The organism is Bacillus thuringiensis (assembly GCF_001182785.1).
GTDB classification, from domain to species: Bacteria; Bacillota; Bacilli; order Bacillales; family Bacillaceae_G; genus Bacillus_A; species Bacillus_A thuringiensis_S.
In genome coordinates this window covers 4,855,850-4,874,007 of sequence record NZ_CP012099.1, presented here as the reverse complement: position 1 = coordinate 4,874,007, position 18,158 = coordinate 4,855,850, and the positions used below count along the sequence as shown (strand labels likewise).

Sequence of the window (18,158 nt, the reverse complement as noted above, 5' to 3'; positions counted from 1 at the left end):
TGTATACTGGTAGGAGTCATTAGCTAAGCAGCGTTTATGGCGAACTCCATCGCCTATGATTATTACATATAGTGTACTAAATATACCGTTTAATTTCCAGTGAGGAGGTGGGTGTAACTTTTCTTTTTTTGATGTCTGAAGGTTTTTTAAGTAATTAAAACAGGATCGATTACTTATCAACTAAATATAGTGATATACGGTTTTAATTATGATAAAATGTTTCTTATGTGTGTCGTTTTCTTTATTTGACTGAAAATAAAGAAAAATAAATTCGCGTGAAAAGGAGTCATTTATTTGAAGAAATTTTTTAAAATCGTATTTATATGTGTTTTAGTAGTAGCGGGCATTGTAGGAGGATTTCTAGCGTATATGACACTTACTAAAGAACAGCCTGCTGATGTTACAAGCTTGAAGGTGGAGAATAATAAGGAGCGCGTATTAGCGACTGGAAATGAATTTAAAGTTACAACATTTAATATTGGATATGCAGGGTTAGATAAGGAGCAAGATTTCTTTATGGATGGGGGAAAGGGATCTGGTTCAAGTAGTAAAGAGCAAACAGAAACTAATTTAAAGAATATGCTTTCGTTTTTACAAAATGAAAATAGTGATTTTGCGCTATTACAAGAAGTTGATATAAAGTCACTTCGTTCATTTGATGTAAATGAACATGAATTTTTGAAAAAAGGATTACCTGATTATGTTTCGTCATTTGGCAAGAACTACGATACGAAATGGGTTCCGGTGCCAATAACAAATCCAATGGGATATGCGGAGGCTGGATTAAGTACGTTTTCTAAATACACTGTTCAAGAAGCGAAGAGGTTCCAGCTTCCTGGAATGGAGCCGTGGCCAAAGCGTTTGTTTGATTTAGATCGGGCAATTGTGGAACATAAAATACCTGTTAATAATGGGAAACATGTTAGACTCGTAAATTTACATTTGTCTGCTTATGATGAAGGCGGGAAAATTAGAAAACAGCAAGTAGAGTATTTAAAAGAATATATGAACAAGCATTATGAAAATGGTGATTACGTAATAATGGGTGGAGATTGGAATCAATTAGTTTCAAACGCTCAATTAAGTGATCCGAAGTTCGTGAAAGAGCGTCCTGAGTGGTTAGTAGAGTTACCGAAGGACTTTACGGACGGTGGCTTTAAGTGGGCTGTAGATCCGTCTGTTATGACTGTGAGAGATGATGTAAAGAAATATGTAGAAGGTGAAAATTTCGTCACTATTATTGATGGCTTTATCGTTTCACCGAATGTAGAGATTGTAAATGTACAAGGGAAAGATTTAAAGTTTGAAAATAGCGATCATAACCCAGTGAGTGCGGTATTTAAACTGAAGTAATTGATATGTATAAGTAGAAGGTGGGGCTTCATATGGAGTGGTTAAAGAGGACTTGTTTTTCTAACCTTGAGAAAGAATCACAGAAAAATCATTTATTACTGTTTATAACGATTTTTAGTTTCTTCCTTGGGATAATCGCGATTGGGTATTATGGATATATTTTTACAGAGAGAGCAATAGCGTTTTGGATTTGTGGTATTTCTGTCGTTGTATTTGGAACGCTTTTTACTTTTATAAAAAGTATGGAATCAGCGTATAAATATATCATGACATTTATGTTGCTTACAATGTCTTACATTATGGTACAAGCTTTTAATGAAAGCCCGGCTGTATTTCAAATGGTCTATTTTACATTAGCTGTTTCACTTATTTACTTAAGTGAGCGCCTCATTTTAATTCTTGGCGGGGTAGCTGTTGTGATCACATTTATCCTTTGTAGCTATTGGCCGGAGCAATTTTTTGCTTATACAGCCTCGTCTGAAGCTGCTAATTTCGCAAGTTTGTTAGCGATTGTAACAATCGCTATGTGGGGTGTCACGAAAATCGGTTCTAATCTGCTCCTTCGTTTAAGTGATGAGAAGCAAGAAGTAATGAGAAAAGCTCAGGAGCTAGAAGAGACGCAAAGGCTTATTGGTGAAACAGTTTTGAAACTAGATAGTAATTTCAATCATTTAAGACAAAATATGAACACGTCGATGGAATCGATGAGTGAAATTAATTTTGCCTTTGAAGAGGTAGCAGTTGGTACGCAATCACAATCAGAGATGATGTATCGTTCGGTAGAAGTATTGAATGATATGGAGGGAAATATTGAACAAATCATCTCTCAAGTAAGAACTGCATCGGCTCGTGTGGATGAAAGTTTAGAAATTTCAAAGGGCAGCGTAAATACTTTAAGAAATTTTGAAGCTAACATGAGAAGTTTAAATGATGTTGTTTCACAGTCTGGAATTATATTTAGAGATTTAATGATGCAATCGAAACAAATTAATGAAATTGTAGATGTAATAACGAATATTTCAAGTCAGACGAGTTTGCTAGCTTTAAATGCAAATATTGAAGCTGCCAGGGCAGGTGAGCATGGAAAAGGTTTTGCTATTGTAGCGAGTGAAGTGTTAAAGCTTGCTGAAGAATCAAATCGTTCTGCGGGAAGAATTCAAGGGATTTTGAAGGAGTTTAGTAATCAAGCAAGTAAGGTAGAAGTGCAGGTAGAGAAGTCAGAAAGAGTACAAGAAGAGTGTAACGAAATGTTAGCAAGCGTTTTAACAAATGTAACGGATTTAGGGAAGTTTATTGATGCGATTAATGAAGTAATGCGAGAGGTTGTTGTTCATCAAGAAAGTTTCCAAGTTAAAACGACGAATATCGTAAAGGATGTTACGCATGCTTCTAACGTAATTCAGCAAACTTCTACAGCTACAGAAGAAGTGCTAGCGAGTGTGGAAGAAGAAAAACATCGAAATGATACGTCAGTGAAGACGTTACAAACTGTTAGCGAGCAAGTGAAGTTGTTAGAAGATATTTTAGAAAAGTAATATTGCTTGGAAAGAGCACAAATGATGTGCTCTTTTTTCATTTAAATGAATACTTGATAGTAATTTAATTGCTTTTCTGCGCGTTTTCTGCCAAGCTTAAGGAGATAAAGTGAGACTAATACCTACTGATTATTAGTTGAACCTCGCAAATAGCGGGATAAAATACTTCAAAGAAAGAATTATATAGGTGACGCATATGATCGAAGTTAAGACTTCTGAACTTAGTGATGGAGAATTTAATAGAGGTGTATTTGCAACTCGTGATATTAAAAAGGGTGAGTTGATTCACTCAGCGCCGGTTATCTCTTATCCAAATGAACAGCATGAACACATTGAAAAAACGTTACTTGCTGACTACGCATTTGAGTATGGGGTAAATCATACGGCATTCCTGTTAGGATACGGCATGTTATTTAATCATGCATATAATCCGAATGCAACGTATGAAATTGTCTTCGAGAATCATACTTTTAACTTCTTCGCGTATAAGGATATAAAAGCGGGAGAAGAAATTTTAATCAATTATAATGGTGAAGTGGATGACGATGAACTATTATGGTTTGATAAGGAAAAAGAAGAGAACGAAAAATAATTTAATGAGTATAGAAAGAGCACATTCTGTCGGATGTGCTCTTTTTTTATTGATGTAAATAAAGTAAAAAGTACAAAAAAATGCCACTTTCTTTTTGTATGGTATAGTAAGATACTGAGGGATAGTGTTTTGAAAAAGTCACATATTTTACAAATTGTTGTCTTTCTGATGACATGTCAAGTTTAGTAGTCCATTTGGGTTGCTTTATTATGCAATATATATTTTAATATGAGTGGCACCTCTTATAAATTAAGAGGTTTATAGGTGTCTCGAATTGATTTTGGGTACACTGTATCCACCACTTTAGGTTCTTTCATGTACGTGGGGATATTATGGGCCCGTATAACGGGATAAAATGAATATAGAAATAGAGGAATCGTAAAATGAATATGCAAGAGGTTTATAAATATTTAAGTACGGTATTGCCTGAAGGACATGTTAAACAAGATGAAATGTTAAAGAATCATACGCATATTAAAGTTGGCGGAAAAGCAGATGTTTTTGTTGCGCCTACAAATTATGATGAAATTCAAGAAGTTATCAAATATGCGAACGAATATAATATTCCAGTTACGTTTTTAGGAAATGGATCGAATGTCATTATTAAAGATGGTGGAATTCGCGGGATTACAGTAAGTTTAATTCATATTACAGGTGTTACTGTAACAGGAACGACGATTGTAGCACAGTGTGGTGCAGCAATTATTGACGTATCACGTATTGCTTTAGACCATAACTTAACGGGTCTTGAGTTTGCTTGTGGTATTCCAGGTTCAGTTGGCGGAGCGTTATATATGAATGCTGGTGCTTACGGTGGTGAAGTATCGTTTGTGTTAACAGAAGCTGTTGTAATGACAGGTGATGGAGAGCTACGTACTTTGACGAAAGAAGCATTTGAATTTGGATATCGTAAGAGTGTATTTGCTAACAACCATTACATTATTCTTGAAGCGAGATTTGAACTTGAAGAAGGTGTACGTGAAGAAATTAAAGAGAAAATGGATGATTTAACGTTTAAGCGTGAGTCAAAACAGCCTCTAGAATATCCTTCATGTGGTAGCGTATTTAAGCGTCCACCAAATAACTTTGCTGGTAAGTTGATTCAAGACTCAGGACTACAAGGTAAGCGAATTGGTGGAGTGGAAGTTTCTTTAAAACACGCTGGATTTATGGTGAATGTTGATAACGGAACAGCACAAGATTACATCGATTTAATTCACTTCGTACAAAAGACAGTTGAAGAGAAATTTGGCGTGAAGTTAGAGCGAGAAGTAAGGATTATTGGAGAAGATAAGGAATAACGAAATACGTATGAAGATATGAATTATTTTAAAATAATATTTGGGTATTGTTGACAATTTGTTTTCAATTCAATATAATGCTAATAATTTAACAAATAACATACGTTGAAAGAGCCCAGTAGCAGTTTGTCACTGTTAACGAGAGAGCTAGGGGTTGCTGGAACCTAGCACAAACAAACTTGCGAATTACACTCTGGAGTATCTTAGGTAATGCTAAGCGGACTAGCAATCGATATTATTGCTAAGAGTGGTATGAGTAGCTATGCTATTTATGCAAACTGGGTGGTAACACGGTGAATAATCGTCCCTATGTCTATCGTAGACATAGGGGCTTTTTTGTTTTTTAAAAATAAAGGGGATGACAAAAGATGAATATTATTGATGAATTAGAATGGCGCGGCGCCGTTAATCAGCAGACTGACGAAGAAGGCTTACGTAAGCTAGTAGAAGAGAAAAAGATTTCACTATACTGCGGAGTTGATCCAACTGGTGATAGTATGCATATCGGACATTTGATTCCGTTTATGATGATGAAGAGATTCCAATTAGCTGGCCATCATCCTGTTATTTTAATTGGCGGGGCAACAGGAACAATTGGTGATCCGAGTGGACGACAATCGGAGCGTCAACTTCAAACGTTAGAAGTGGTTCAGCATAATGTAGATGCGTTAACAGCACAAATGAAAAAGCTATTTGATTTTGGCGGAAATAGCGAAGTGAAGATGGTAAATAACTATGATTGGACACATGAAATAAATGTTATTGAGTTTTTACGTGATTACGGGAAAAATTTTAGCATCAATAGCATGTTAGCGAAGGATATTGTAGCAAGTCGTTTAGATACAGGTATTTCTTTCACAGAATTCACGTACCAAATTTTGCAAGCGATGGATTTCCATCATTTATACACGAAAGAAGATGTTCAACTTCAAATTGGTGGTAGTGACCAATGGGGAAATATTACGAGTGGTTTAGATTTAATTCGTAAGTTAGAAGGTCATGAGGCGAAAGTATTTGGATTAACGATTCCGCTATTATTAAAATCGGACGGTACGAAGTTTGGTAAATCAGCAGGTGGTGCGGTTTGGCTTGATCCTGAAAAAACGACACCGTTTGAATTTTACCAGTTCTGGGTAAATACAGATGACCGTGATGTAATTAAATACTTGAAATACTTTACGTTCTTAACGAAAGAGCGTATTGATGAATTAGCAGTGAAGGTAGAAGCGGAGCCTCATAAACGTGAAGCGCAAAAAGTGTTAGCGGAAGAAATGACGAAATTCGTTCATGGAGAAGAGGCGTTCCTGCAAGCTGGGAAAATTACAGCAGCGTTATTTAGCGGAGATATTAAATCGTTAACAGCTGATGAAATTGAACAAGGCTTTAAAGAAATGCCAACATTCCAGTCTTCAAAAGAGACGAAAAACATCGTAGAGTGGCTAGTCGATTTAGGGATTGAACCATCTAGACGACAAGCACGCGAGGACATTAATAATGGTGCGATTTCTATGAATGGTGAGAAAGTAACAGATGTGGGTACGGATGTTACTGTAGAAAATTCGTTTGATGGAAGATTTATTATTATTCGTAAAGGGAAGAAGAACTACAGCCTTGTGAAATTAGGAGAATAGTTTGTGTGAAAGGGATGGGAGTAGGAAGAATACTTCCATCCCTTTCATATACACAATTTAGACATAAAATAATCAGTAAATTTAGATAATTAAAAGGGTTATATTATTCTTCTGCCGAATAAATAAATTAGAGAAAATTACGGATAAAGTGAAACTTTAATCAGTGGGAGTTTTACTGCCCGCAAATAGCGGGATAAAAATAGCCCGAACCATGCTGGGCATGATTCGGGCTTATATTCAGATTAGTAAGCTAAGCTGAATAGACCTTTAATGTGTGATAAGTAACGAACGTTACTTGCTTCTTTCATTAATGATGCTGGTAAGCCTTTAAGTGGAGTATTGCTTGCTCCAATTGTAGCAACAGCATCTTTACGTCCTAGACTAGCAAGTGTTCCAGAGTTTACAGGTGCGAACTCTTCGAATGCTTTGCCTTCTAGTGCTGCGTATAAGTTGTATCCAATTAACTCACCCATTTGCCAAGCGATTTGTGCAGTTGGTGGGTATGGACGACCGTCTGGAGAGAAGACAACAGCGCTGTCTCCAGCAACGAATACGTCTTTGTGAGAAGTAGATTGTAGGTATGCATCAACTGTTGCACGTCCACGGTTAACTTCAAGACCTGATTCACCGATTAATGGGTTACCTTGAACGCCACCTGTCCAAACGAATGTGTTAGCAACAAGTTTTTGACCGTCTTTTAAGTCGATTTCATTGCCAGCAACGTTTGTTACAGGAAGACCTGTTAAGAATGTAACACCGCGTGCTTCTAGGCTAGTAGTTGCACGTTCGATTAAGTGATCTGGTAATACTGGAAGGATTTTTGGACCTGCTTCAACAAGAAGAAGTTTAACTTCTTTTGGATTTACGCCGTGGCTTTTTGCAAGTTTAGGCATAATGTCAGCAAGCTCACCAACTAGCTCAACGCCAGTTAATCCGCCACCACCGATTACGATTGTAGCATCAGCTTCGTTTTTCGTTTTCGCGTATTCACGAATACGGTCTTCAACGTGTTTGTAGATTTTGTTTGCATCAGCAGCAGATTTTAATACCATGCTGTTTTCTTCTAGTCCTGGAATACCGAAGTAAGCAGTTTTACTTCCTAAAGCAACTACAAGTGCATCGTAAGATAAAGTAGTGCCACCAGCTAGTTTGATTTCTTTGCTATCAACAGAGAATGACTCAACTGTTGCGATTTTAAGATCGATATCTTTACCTTTGAAAAGCTTTGTAAGTGGCATTGCAATTGCTTGCTCAGCAACGTTACCAGCTGCAAGGCGGTGTAGTTCAGTGATGATTTGGTGTGTTGGGTATTGGTTAATCACTGTAACTTGTGCTTCTGATTTGCTGTAATATTTACGTACGTTTAAAGCGGCAAGAAGACCGCCATAACCAGCGCCTAAGATGACAATTTGTTTTGACATAGTATGATATCCCCCGTCTTTACTAATTGTTGTTATAAGTTAAATTATTTATTGTTACGTTCTGCACTAATTTGAAGATATGCGTTCACAAAGCGGAACATTTTTTGTGCTTGTGGATCTTTTAGTAATTTTAATAGACCGAATAGGCCGATAACTTCAGTACTTTCGTCAGCACGATCTTTCGCTTCGATTGCAGTTGCAGCCATGCTTTTCACTGTATCTTTTACAGGTTCTACAAGCTCTGTAATTGCACCAACAGTGTCGCTTTTTAATACTTCATCAGTAGCAACAGTTTGAGCGAAGTCATAAGACTTAGTTAAAATGTTAACAAGCTCAGTTAATTTTGGAAGCTGTTCTACTAGTGTTGTTAATGATTCTTGTACCTCAGGTTTTAACAACTGATCAAGTACATCAAGTTGTCCTTGGCTAGCAGAAATTTGTACAGTTTCTTGTTCTGGCTTTGTTTGAGTCATAGTTTCTGGCATCTCCAATTCTCCTTTACGATAGCAATACTCTTATTTTTTATAAGTAAGATAGTAAACGTTTACGAAACTTTATGCAAAGTTTCACAAAACACAATAAAATGCCTTTAAATTTATGACAGCAAGTAAGCTGCAAACATAAATCTAAAACCATAACGTCTTACTTATTATTTATGAACTGTCCGATATATGGCTTGTCCGCATAATGGAAAAGCTCCGTTACCGGAAAGTGTATATAATATATATCCTATATTATATACTATATACACCTATGTTAACATAAAAATGATTCCTAATTATTTGATATTGAGTGTATAACGTAGTGCTGACAAGGTATGAAAGCGTATAAAATATTTTGTTTCAGTTAGAAATGTACATATATATATAGAAAAAAAGGAAAAAACGAACAAATTCATGTTCGTTTTTTTCTTTTTCCTATTATTCACCTTCCGCAATTAGCATCGATGTGTTACCTTCTTTTTCAAGATGGCATTCGCCCCAAGAACAAAGAGAGTCAAGAATGGATTCTAAAGACCAACCGTAGTCGGTAAGAGAATATTCTACTTTCGGTGGGACTTGGTTGTATACTTTTCTTTGAATGACCCCGTCGTCTTCTAATTCACGTAATTGCTGCGTTAACATTTTTTGTGTAATACCAGGCATGGAGCGTTTTAATTCACTCGTTCTCTTTGTACCTTTCGTTAAGTGACAAAGAATAACAACTTTCCATTTGCCGCCGATAACTTCTAAAGTCGCCTCTACAGGAATATTGTATTTCTTCATATGAAACCCTCCCTTTTTGAGTAAAGTAAGTTTAATAATACAAATGTTACTTTTTAGTACCTATAGCACTTTAAAGTACGTACTTTTTATTATGTTAAATATGTTTCATAATAGCACATGTAAGAGGCAAATGAGTAGTACGGTACTAAAAAGTGACTATGTTACTTTTTAGTGCCTATCGTACTTTAAAGTGCGTTCTTCAAAAAAAGAATGAAACCATTCATAATAGCATTTGTAAGTATGAAATATATGTTTTAGAAGATAAAAGGGCCTTTTTATCATACTATTATGATTGGATTTCTTGTAATAAGGAGGAATTCAATTGAGTTCATATACAGTATCATCTTCGGAAGTTCAGACGAATCGAAGAAGTATGTTTGCTTTATTAGCACTAGCAATTAGTGCGTTTGGGATTGGTACGACCGAGTTTATTAGTGTCGGTTTACTACCATCTATTTCGAAAGATTTAAATGTTTCGGTTACAACAGCCGGTTTAACGGTTTCCTTATATGCGTTAGGAGCAGCGGTAGGAGCACCTGTTTTAACAGCGTTAACGGCTAGTATGTCGCGAAAGACATTATTAATGTGGATTATGGTTATTTTCATTATTGGTAATGGCATTGCGGCGGTAGCAACAAGCTTCACTGTATTAATTATCGCAAGAATTGTATCTGCGTTTGCACATGGTGTGTTTATGTCAATTGGATCTACAATTGCGGCTGCAATCGTACCGGAGAATAAACGTGCTAGCGCAATTGCGATTATGTTTACTGGATTAACAGTTGCGACTATTACTGGTGTGCCAATTGGAACATTTATCGGTCAAGAGTTTGGCTGGAGAGCGTCATTTATGGCGATTGTCGTAATTGGAATTATTGCTTTCATCGCAAACAGTATACTTGTCCCATCTAATTTAAAAAATGGTGTACCTGTATCGTTTCGTGATCAATTTAAATTAATTAAAAATGGAAGACTATTACTTGTTTTCATTATTACTGCACTTGGATACGGTGGTACATTCGTAACATTTACGTATTTATCACCACTATTACAAGAAGTAACAGGATTTGAAGCAAGTACCGTTACTATCATTTTATTAGTGTATGGAATCGCAATTGCGATAGGGAATATGGTTGGCGGGAAATTATCGAATCATAATCCGATTCGAGCGCTATTTTACATGTTCTTTATTCAAGCGATCATATTATTTGTTTTAACATTTACAGCGCCATTTAAAGTAGCTGGATTAATCACAATTATTTTCATGGGACTATTCGCATTTATGAATGTTCCGGGGCTACAAGTATATGTAGTTATATTGGCAGAGCGCTTTGTTCCAAGTGCGGTTGATGTTGCTTCAGCAATTAATATTGCCGCATTTAACGGAGGGATCGCTTTAGGTTCTTATATAGGTGGCCTTGTAACGAATTCGTTAGGATTAATCCATACTGCTTGGGTAGGTGGTCTTATGGTAGTAGGTGCTGTGATTTTAACAGCATGGAGCATGACATTAGAAAAAAGAGATCAAGTAAAATAAAAGGAGAGAAAATAAAATGAAAAACTTACAAAGTAAAACAGTATTAAATAATGGTGTAGAAATGCCTTGGTTCGGTTTAGGTGTATTTAAAGTAGAAGAAGGACCAGAACTTGTAGAAGCGATTAAATCAGCAATTAAAGCAGGATACCGTAGCATCGATACAGCTGCAATTTACGGAAATGAAAAAGCTGTAGGTGAAGGAATCCGTGCAGGTATTGAAGCGACTGGTATTTCAAGAGAAGAATTATTTATTACTTCAAAAGTATGGAACGCAGATCAAGGGTACGAAGAAACAATTGCTGCATACGAAGAGAGCTTAAAGAAATTAGAATTAGATTATTTAGACCTATATCTTGTTCACTGGCCTGTAGAAGGAAAATATAAAAATACGTGGAGAGCGTTAGAAACACTTTATAAAGAAGATCGCGTACGTGCAATTGGCGTAAGTAACTTCCAAATTCATCACTTACAAGATGTAATGAAAGATGCAGAAATTAAGCCAATGATTAACCAAGTAGAATACCACCCTCGTTTAACACAAAAAGAATTACAAGCTTTCTGTAAAGAACAAGGTATTCAAATGGAAGCATGGTCACCACTTATGCAAGGTCAATTATTAGATAATGAAACATTACAAGCAATTGCTGAGAAACACGGTAAAACAACAGCACAAGTAATTTTACGTTGGGATCTTCAAAACGGAGTAATTACAATTCCAAAATCAACGAAAGAACACCGCATTATTGCAAATGCTGATGTATTTAACTTTGAATTAACAAAAGAAGACATGGAAAAAATCGATGCGTTAAACCAAAATCACCGCGTTGGTCCAGATCCTGATAACTTCGATTTCTAAGATTAAAGTAAGAAAGAAAAAAGAGTGCTTTTATGCACTCTTTTTTTTGTGCATAAAAATATTTTCTAATTAAATACTACTTAGTATTAAGTTTGTTATTAAGGGGCTGTAAACATGAATATAAAGCAATCGTTCAAACTTGTAGCTATGTTTTTAAGTGTCTTATTTGTATTATTCCCACTTCAAAAAGCATTCGCAGAAGTTATGGACCATACAAAGTATGAAATGGATTGGAGTTATAGTAAGTCAAAGAAGAAACCAATTCGAACAGAACTTATTAAAACGGCAGATGGAAAAATTGCATTTTGCTTAAATGTAGATTTAAAATCTCCGAGTGGTCAAGATTTACCAGAAATGGGTAAAGTGGATATTAATGTGTACCGTGTACTGTTGAATGGATATCCACAAAAGAGCCCACAAGAATTAGGAGTATCTGATTGGAGAGAGGCGCATTACGCAACGCAGCTGGCAGTGTGGAATGCGTTAAAACAAATTAATGTTAATGATTTAGATTTCCGCAATAAAAATGTAGAGAAAGTAACGAAAGACATCGTTGCAAAAGCAAACGCTAGTGAAGAGTTACAAGAAATTACGATGAGTGTAACTCCTACAGAAGAACAAGAAGCAGTATTAAAAAATGATTTCTTTGAAACAGGTTTATATACAGTAGAAACAAATGCAAAAAGCGGAACATATAAAGTGCAAGCAACAGGTGCACCAGCGGGCGTGAAATTTGCAAATGAAAAAGGCGAAACAAAAACAGAATTTAATGTAGGAGAAAAGTTCCGCATTTTAATTCCGAAACAAACACCAGCTGGTGGATTTAGCTTTAAAGTATCAGGAAATTTAACGAAACTACAAGGGATTGCGCATAAAGGTACACCGACTATTCAAAATGCAGTAGTATTACTTGAGCGTAGTGAAGAAAAAACAAGTCCAGAGTTAGCGGTAAGTTGGAAAAAGGCTGAGGCTCCAAATAAACCAAATAAGCCATATACTCCAAATGAACCGCATAAACCGAATCAAAAGAGATAATGAGAAAGCATTGGCGTATGCCAATGCTTTTTGTATGTGAGGATTAAAATTATATTAAAAAAATAATAAAAGGGATAGAAATAGTGTTTTTACAGAGTAAATTATATTTGAAAATAATATAAATATAATAAAATCCTAACGTTACGATTAACAGATTAAATTCACAAAATTGTAATATTATTCTTGGGGGGAGGCTATTAAATGCAGGTAAAAGCGTGTAAAATTCATTTGGAAAAACTACCTATAGATGGTCATATATGAAGAAAATGTAAGGTTTTATTGCTATTTTTATTTTTAGATGTATAGATGACGAGACTGAAATATATCTTTTACTATTTTTCCTTTTATGTAAGAAGAGAACTCATCACAAGTAGAGAGAAGTGAGGGGGCGTAATACATAAAAAATTTTACAATATAAGAAAGCGAATACATTTAGAGAAATGCGGTAGTAATTGATATAGGTGCGAGAGGTATTAGTCTATTCATTAAATGTTTTTATAAAAATAATAGGATTTCTTATTAAATGAATATATAGGGTGGTTTGTCTAAAAAAAGGACAGGGGACACAGATTATGTCAAAGCAGAAAAAGAGTAGGGTATTGGTAGCTGGTATTTGTATATCTACATTATTATCACCAGTAGCTTTCGAAGCATCGAAAGGATATGCGGCGCCTTTGGAAGAGAATAAGGGCGGGCAGTTGGAAGAGAGTAAAGAGAATCGTTTGGAGCAGAGAACGTTTCATTTGCCTGGGAAAGGTAGTATTGAAGAAGAGCAAAAACGCTTGAAAGTACGTTATGTACTTTCAGCGAATGAACCAACTGGAATTTATGCTAGTCCAAATGAAGAAATTAAAATTGAAATAAAAGGAACGCAATCTATTAAAGCGTTCATAGGAACGAAGTCATACGATGAAAAAGGGTTTGAAGAATTTGAGTTAAAACCTGGTGAAAATAATATTTCATCTTCAAGAGGTGGAATACTGTATTTTTATAATATGAATAATGATGGCGAAGTAGCGGCTTCAGTTATTCATGGAGGAAGTCATTTTCCATTATTTATCTTAGGAAAACACACAAAAAAAGATTGGGATGCAATGTTAAAGAAGTATAAAAATCCTTATGCAGTTGAATTGAAGGGTGAGAGAAGTTTAATTACTGCAAGTCCTGAAGCAGTGGAAAACTATATGGGAGAGACGGATCCAGTAGAATTAATGAGGCTACATGATAAGATTATTCGCTTTGAAAATTCTGTAGCAGGATTATCTGAAGATGGTGTAGGGTTGTCAAAAGCTCCAAACCACTATATCCAATTTGTTGAAAAGAGAAAACCAGATAAAGATGATTGGATGTTTGCTACTCATTATCATACAGGGTATGTTCCAGAGACTATGGATAGGGTTTTAAATATAAAGAGATTACAAGGAGATGGCTGGGGACCGTGGCATGAAGTAGGGCATTTACATCAGCAAGCTCCTTGGTTTTGGTCAGGTGTAGGAGAAGTAACAGTAAATATATATTCATTATCGGTTCAAAGGATGTTAGGCAATAAATCAAGTCTAGAAGAAGATGGTCATTATAAAAAAGCTTTTGCCTACTTAGATAATCCTGATGCTCAAAAAAAGATGAAAGAATTTGAGAAACTAGTAATGTTTTGGCAACTTGATTTAGCTTATGGAGAGCATTTTTACCCTAATTTACATCAAATGTATCGCTTATTACCAGAATTTGAAATGCCTGCTTCAGATGAAGATAAAAAGCAAATGTTTATTTATATGGCATCGAAAGCGGCTGAACAAAACTTAGTGCCGTTTTTTGAGAAATGGGGATTAAGTCCAAATGATGAGGTTAGAGAAAAAATCGGAAATTTAAATTTGCCTAAATTAGAAAAAGAAATATGGAAAGCAACAGATAGTAATATTATTCGTGAAAAACAAGTGAAACCATATGGCGGGCTTCCTTATGGTGAAGCGTCTAATGTGGTACAAAATCTCATCGTTGGTGCGAATTTTAATGAAAATCTAGCGAATAGTCTTGTTCGAAATTTGGGTGAAAATGTAAAAGTAACAGGTAGAATTATGTGGCCGGATTTAGAGGTTGGAAAAAGAGCGGTATTAGTAGAAATTGAGGATGAGAAAGGACAGAGGAATTTCATTTCTGTTCCAGTTAACAGTCTTTATGGAGATACTATGGTATTTAAAGGTTACGGTGATGAGGTAAATTCTGTTATAACACTCCTTCATGATGAAAAGAAAATCAACGTTTCTTTCGTTGGTAATGAGTTCCATGAGCGCTTTAAAAATGAAAAGTATGTAGGGATTACCTTATATGATAAGGATGGAAATGAAAAGAAAAATATTTCTATAGAAGGGCAAGAAAATTCTAAAAAAGTTGCTTTGCAACTTGAAGGTGTTGAACTTCAATATGGCGATATTATGAAAGTATATCATGCAGAACCAAGTCGCTTCGATTGGTATCAAAGTAATAAACTTGTAGAGCAAGGTGGAGCTAAGAATAAAAAAGAAAAGTTCTTTAAGATTACTCCACAAGGATATGAACTAATAGACGGTATACAGGAAGTAGAAGCAGTACCACAAAAAGTGGTAATCGGGGCAGACGCTGAAAAATTAGAAGCGAAAAACTTTGTTCAAGTAAAAGGTGGAGAAGTAATTGGTTTTGTAGAAAAACCGAATACAATGAAAATCGGTGAACAAAAAGTAAAAGTGGAAACGAAAGATCGTTTTGGAAATAAGAAAGTGACGGAAGTTCCATTAGAAGTGACATATGGAGACAGTTTAGTATTTAAAGGGCTTAAATATAATACAGATATTAAATCAATTGTAACATTGCAACATAATGAGAAAAAATTTAGTGCGACAGCTGATTTAAATCAAGTGCACCACTATTTTAAAGAAGAGACGTATTTTGAATTTACATTACTAAATCAAAATGGGATTGAGAAAAAGAAAGCAACTGTAAAAGGTATTGAAAAGGCAAAAGAATTTGCGAATGCAATTAATGGGCTAGAATTCGAGTACGGTGATGTTGTTAAAGTATATCATGCAGAATCAGATCGCTTTAATTGGTATCAAAATAATGACTTTATCGGACAAGGTAAGGCGAAGGTAGAGAAAGAATTATTATTTAAAGTAACAGAAAAGGGCTTTGAGAGAATGGAAGCCCAGCAAGAAGTAACAGCAGTACCGCAAAAAGTAATAATCGGAACAGACGCTGAAAAATTAGAAGCGAAAGACTTTGTTCAGGTGAAAGATGGAGAAGTACTCGGATTTGTAGAAAAACCAGATACAACAAAAATCGGTGAACAAAAAGTAAAAGTAGAAACGAAAGATCGTTTTGGGAATAAGAAAGTGACGGAAGTACCTCTAACAGTAACGTATGGAGATAGCCTACTTGTATACGGACTAAGCTATGGCACTGACGATATGAAATCAATTATAACGTTACATCATGATACAAAGAAAATGAGTGCGACAGATACGAGTAATTTGATCCATGATTACTTTGGAGATGAGAAGTATTTTGAATTCACAATGTACAATAAAGAGGGAAAAGAGAAGAAAAATATAGAGGTAAAAGGTTTGGAGAATACAAAAGCTTTTGCCAAAGAAGTAAATGGATTAGCATTTGAGTATGGAGATGTGTTGAAAGTGTATCATGCAGAATCTTCTCGCTTACATTGGTATCAAAAAGGTGTATATGGGGGAGAAGGGAAAAATAAAGAGATAAAGGAACTGCTTTTCAAAATTACTGAAAACGGATTTGAAAGATTGGAATCTGAGCAAACAGTAACAGTAATTCCACAAAAAGTGACAATCGGAACTGATGTTGCAAAATTAGATGCAAAAAACTTTGTTCAAGTGAAAGATGGAGAAGTGGTTGGATTTGTAGAAAAACCGAATACAACAAAAATCGGTGAACAAAAAGTAAAAGTAGAAACGAAAGATCGTTTTGGGCACAAGAAAGTGACGGAAGTACCGTTAGAAGTCATTTACGGAGACAGCATTATGTTCTTCGGTACATGGGATGATGAAAGTAATATTAAGTCAGTTGTCACGTTAAAACATGAAGAAAAGAAATTCAGTACAACAGATTCAGAAAGTCCAATGCATACGTCATTTGCAGATGAGAAGTATATGGGGATGACTGTATACGATAAAGATGGAAAAGAGAAGAAAGCTCTATCAGTAAAAGCATCTGAGAATACAAAAGGATTTGCAGAACAATTCAACGGAATGGCGTTTGAATATGGGGATATGGTAAAGGTATACCAAAAAGAGTTTGATAGATTTAAAGTGTATAACAAGAATGAACTAGTGAATACAGAGTACGGTGTTCATGAAGTAATCTTTAAAGTGACAGAGCGTGGTTTCGAGAGAATGGAAGCGCAACAAGAAGTAACAGCAGTACCGCAAAAAGTAGTAATCGGAACAGATGTCGAAAAATTAGAAGCGAAAAACTTTGTTCAAGTGAAGGATGGAGAAGTAGTTGGATTTGTAGAAAAACCGGATACAACAAAAATCGGTGAACAAAAAGTGAAAATAGAAACGAAAGATCGTTTTGGAAATAAGAAAGTGACGGAAGTGCCATTGGAAGTAATTTATGGCGATAGCTTAGTCTTCCAAGGTGATGGTAATAATACGCGTTCTATCGTAACTGCGGATCATAATGCGAAAAAGCTACAGGCAACATTTACGGATGCTAAAGTTCATTATCGTTTTGAGAATGAAAAATATATGGGAATCACGCTATATGATCAAAATGGAAATGAAAAGAAGGTTGCTTCGGCAGAAGGGCAAGAGAGTTCGAAAAACTTTGCAGAACAGTTAAATGGTGTAGACTTCGCATATGGTGATGTTATTAAGGTATATCATGCAGAATCAGATCGATTGAAGTGGTATCAAAAAAATGAGTTTGTAAGTAACGGTAAAGGGAAACAAGAGTTGTACTTTAAATTAACGGAAAAAGGTTTCGAGAGAGTGGAAGCGCAGCAAGAAGTAACAGCAGTCCCACAAAAAGTAGTAATCGGAACGGATGCTGAAAAATTAGAAGCGAAAAACTTTGTTCAGGTGAAAGATGGAGAAGTACTCGGATTTGTAGAAAAGCCGGATACAACAAAGATTGGCGAACAAAAAGTGAAAGTAGAAACGAAAGATCGCTTTGGGAATAAGAAAGTGACAGAAGTATCTGTGGAAGTTACATATGGGGATAGCATAGTATATCAAGGTGTGTCTAATGTAACACGTTCAATTATTACGTTAAACTACGCTGAAAAGAAATTACATGCAACATTTACAAATGATGAGATTCATTATCGCTTTGTAAATGAACAGTATATAGGCCTTACGATTTATGATCAAAATGGAAATGAGAAAAAGCATGTAACGGCAGAAGGACAAGAGACTTCAAAGAATTTCGCTGAGCAAGTAAATGGAACGGCATTTGAGTATGGAGACGTGTTGAAAGTATACCATGCGGAACCGAGTCGTTTGAATTGGTACAAAAAGAATGAGTTAGTTAAAAAAGAGGATGCGATGAAGGGGCAAGAAATATTCTTTAAGATTACTCAAAATGGATTAGAGCAAGTGCAATAATAAGAAAAAGCTCGTAAAACATA

Annotated in this window: 12 protein-coding genes, 1 riboswitch and 1 other annotated feature; of the genes, 9 read left to right on the top strand and 3 right to left on the bottom strand. The window is 35.5% G+C overall.

Annotation, left to right across the window (positions count from 1 at the left end):
• Positions 1-3: 3 nt before the first annotated feature.
• Positions 4-63: riboswitch (Fluoride riboswitch) on the bottom strand.
• 231 nt (positions 64-294) lie between these two features.
• From AC241_RS25255 to tyrS, 5 genes are all read left to right on the top strand, one after another.
• On the top strand, positions 295-1,353 hold the full coding sequence (locus tag AC241_RS25255) for an endonuclease/exonuclease/phosphatase family protein (protein ID WP_016079783.1): 1,059 nt from the start codon (positions 295-297) through the stop codon (positions 1,351-1,353).
• Between the two features lie 32 nt (positions 1,354-1,385).
• Positions 1,386-2,888 carry a DUF4077 domain-containing protein gene (locus tag AC241_RS25250; protein ID WP_029443560.1) on the top strand — a complete coding sequence of 501 codons (1,503 nt, stop codon included), beginning with the start codon at positions 1,386-1,388 and terminating at the stop codon, positions 2,886-2,888.
• Positions 2,889-3,084: 196 nt separating this feature from the next.
• Positions 3,085-3,480 carry an SET domain-containing protein gene (locus AC241_RS25245; protein ID WP_000573651.1) on the top strand — a complete coding sequence of 132 codons (396 nt, stop codon included), beginning with the start codon at positions 3,085-3,087 and terminating at the stop codon, positions 3,478-3,480.
• A 383-nt stretch (positions 3,481-3,863) separates the two neighbouring features.
• Positions 3,864-4,781 (top strand): UDP-N-acetylmuramate dehydrogenase, encoded by a 918-nt coding sequence (gene murB, locus AC241_RS25240; RefSeq protein WP_029443559.1) that lies wholly within the window; start codon positions 3,864-3,866, stop codon positions 4,779-4,781.
• A gap of 96 nt (positions 4,782-4,877) precedes the next feature.
• Positions 4,878-5,093 (top strand) — a binding site (T-box leader).
• Between the two features lie 56 nt (positions 5,094-5,149).
• Entirely contained in the window at positions 5,150-6,412 is a 1,263-nt protein-coding gene (gene tyrS / locus AC241_RS25235) for a tyrosine--tRNA ligase (RefSeq protein WP_048564206.1), read from the top strand.
• A gap of 242 nt (positions 6,413-6,654) precedes the next feature.
• On the opposite strand, the gene AC241_RS25230 is transcribed toward tyrS, so the two are convergent.
• The 3 genes from AC241_RS25230 to AC241_RS25220 all read right to left on the bottom strand — a co-directional run bounded on the left by AC241_RS25230 (position 6,655) and on the right by AC241_RS25220 (position 9,098).
• A complete protein-coding gene (locus AC241_RS25230; protein WP_000043197.1) occupies positions 6,655-7,833 on the bottom strand; it encodes an NAD(P)/FAD-dependent oxidoreductase in 1,179 nt (392 codons plus the stop codon).
• Positions 7,834-7,877: 44 nt separating this feature from the next.
• Positions 7,878-8,318, bottom strand: a complete 441-nt coding sequence (locus tag AC241_RS25225; protein WP_001115310.1) for a DUF1641 domain-containing protein — start codon at positions 8,316-8,318, stop codon at positions 7,878-7,880.
• Between the two features lie 435 nt (positions 8,319-8,753).
• The gene (locus AC241_RS25220) at positions 8,754-9,098 is read right to left on the bottom strand and encodes a winged helix-turn-helix transcriptional regulator (RefSeq protein ID WP_000760481.1); all 345 of its coding nucleotides are present in this window, start codon (positions 9,096-9,098) and stop codon (positions 8,754-8,756) included.
• Positions 9,099-9,471: 373 nt separating this feature from the next.
• Here AC241_RS25220 and AC241_RS25215 point away from each other — a divergent pair, with 373 nt between their 5' ends.
• The 4 genes from AC241_RS25215 to AC241_RS25200 all read left to right on the top strand — a co-directional run bounded on the left by AC241_RS25215 (position 9,472) and on the right by AC241_RS25200 (position 18,135).
• Positions 9,472-10,635 (top strand): MFS transporter, encoded by a 1,164-nt coding sequence (locus tag AC241_RS25215; RefSeq protein ID WP_168410432.1) that lies wholly within the window; start codon positions 9,472-9,474, stop codon positions 10,633-10,635.
• A 16-nt stretch (positions 10,636-10,651) separates the two neighbouring features.
• A complete protein-coding gene (locus tag AC241_RS25210; RefSeq protein ID WP_050844682.1) occupies positions 10,652-11,491 on the top strand; it encodes an aldo/keto reductase in 840 nt (279 codons plus the stop codon).
• Between the two features lie 114 nt (positions 11,492-11,605).
• Positions 11,606-12,526 carry a thioester domain-containing protein gene (locus tag AC241_RS25205; protein ID WP_050844681.1) on the top strand — a complete coding sequence of 307 codons (921 nt, stop codon included), beginning with the start codon at positions 11,606-11,608 and terminating at the stop codon, positions 12,524-12,526.
• Between the two features lie 572 nt (positions 12,527-13,098).
• Positions 13,099-18,135, top strand: a complete 5,037-nt coding sequence (locus AC241_RS25200) for a putative mucin/carbohydrate-binding domain-containing protein (protein ID WP_050844680.1) — start codon at positions 13,099-13,101, stop codon at positions 18,133-18,135.
• Positions 18,136-18,158 lie beyond the last annotated feature (23 nt).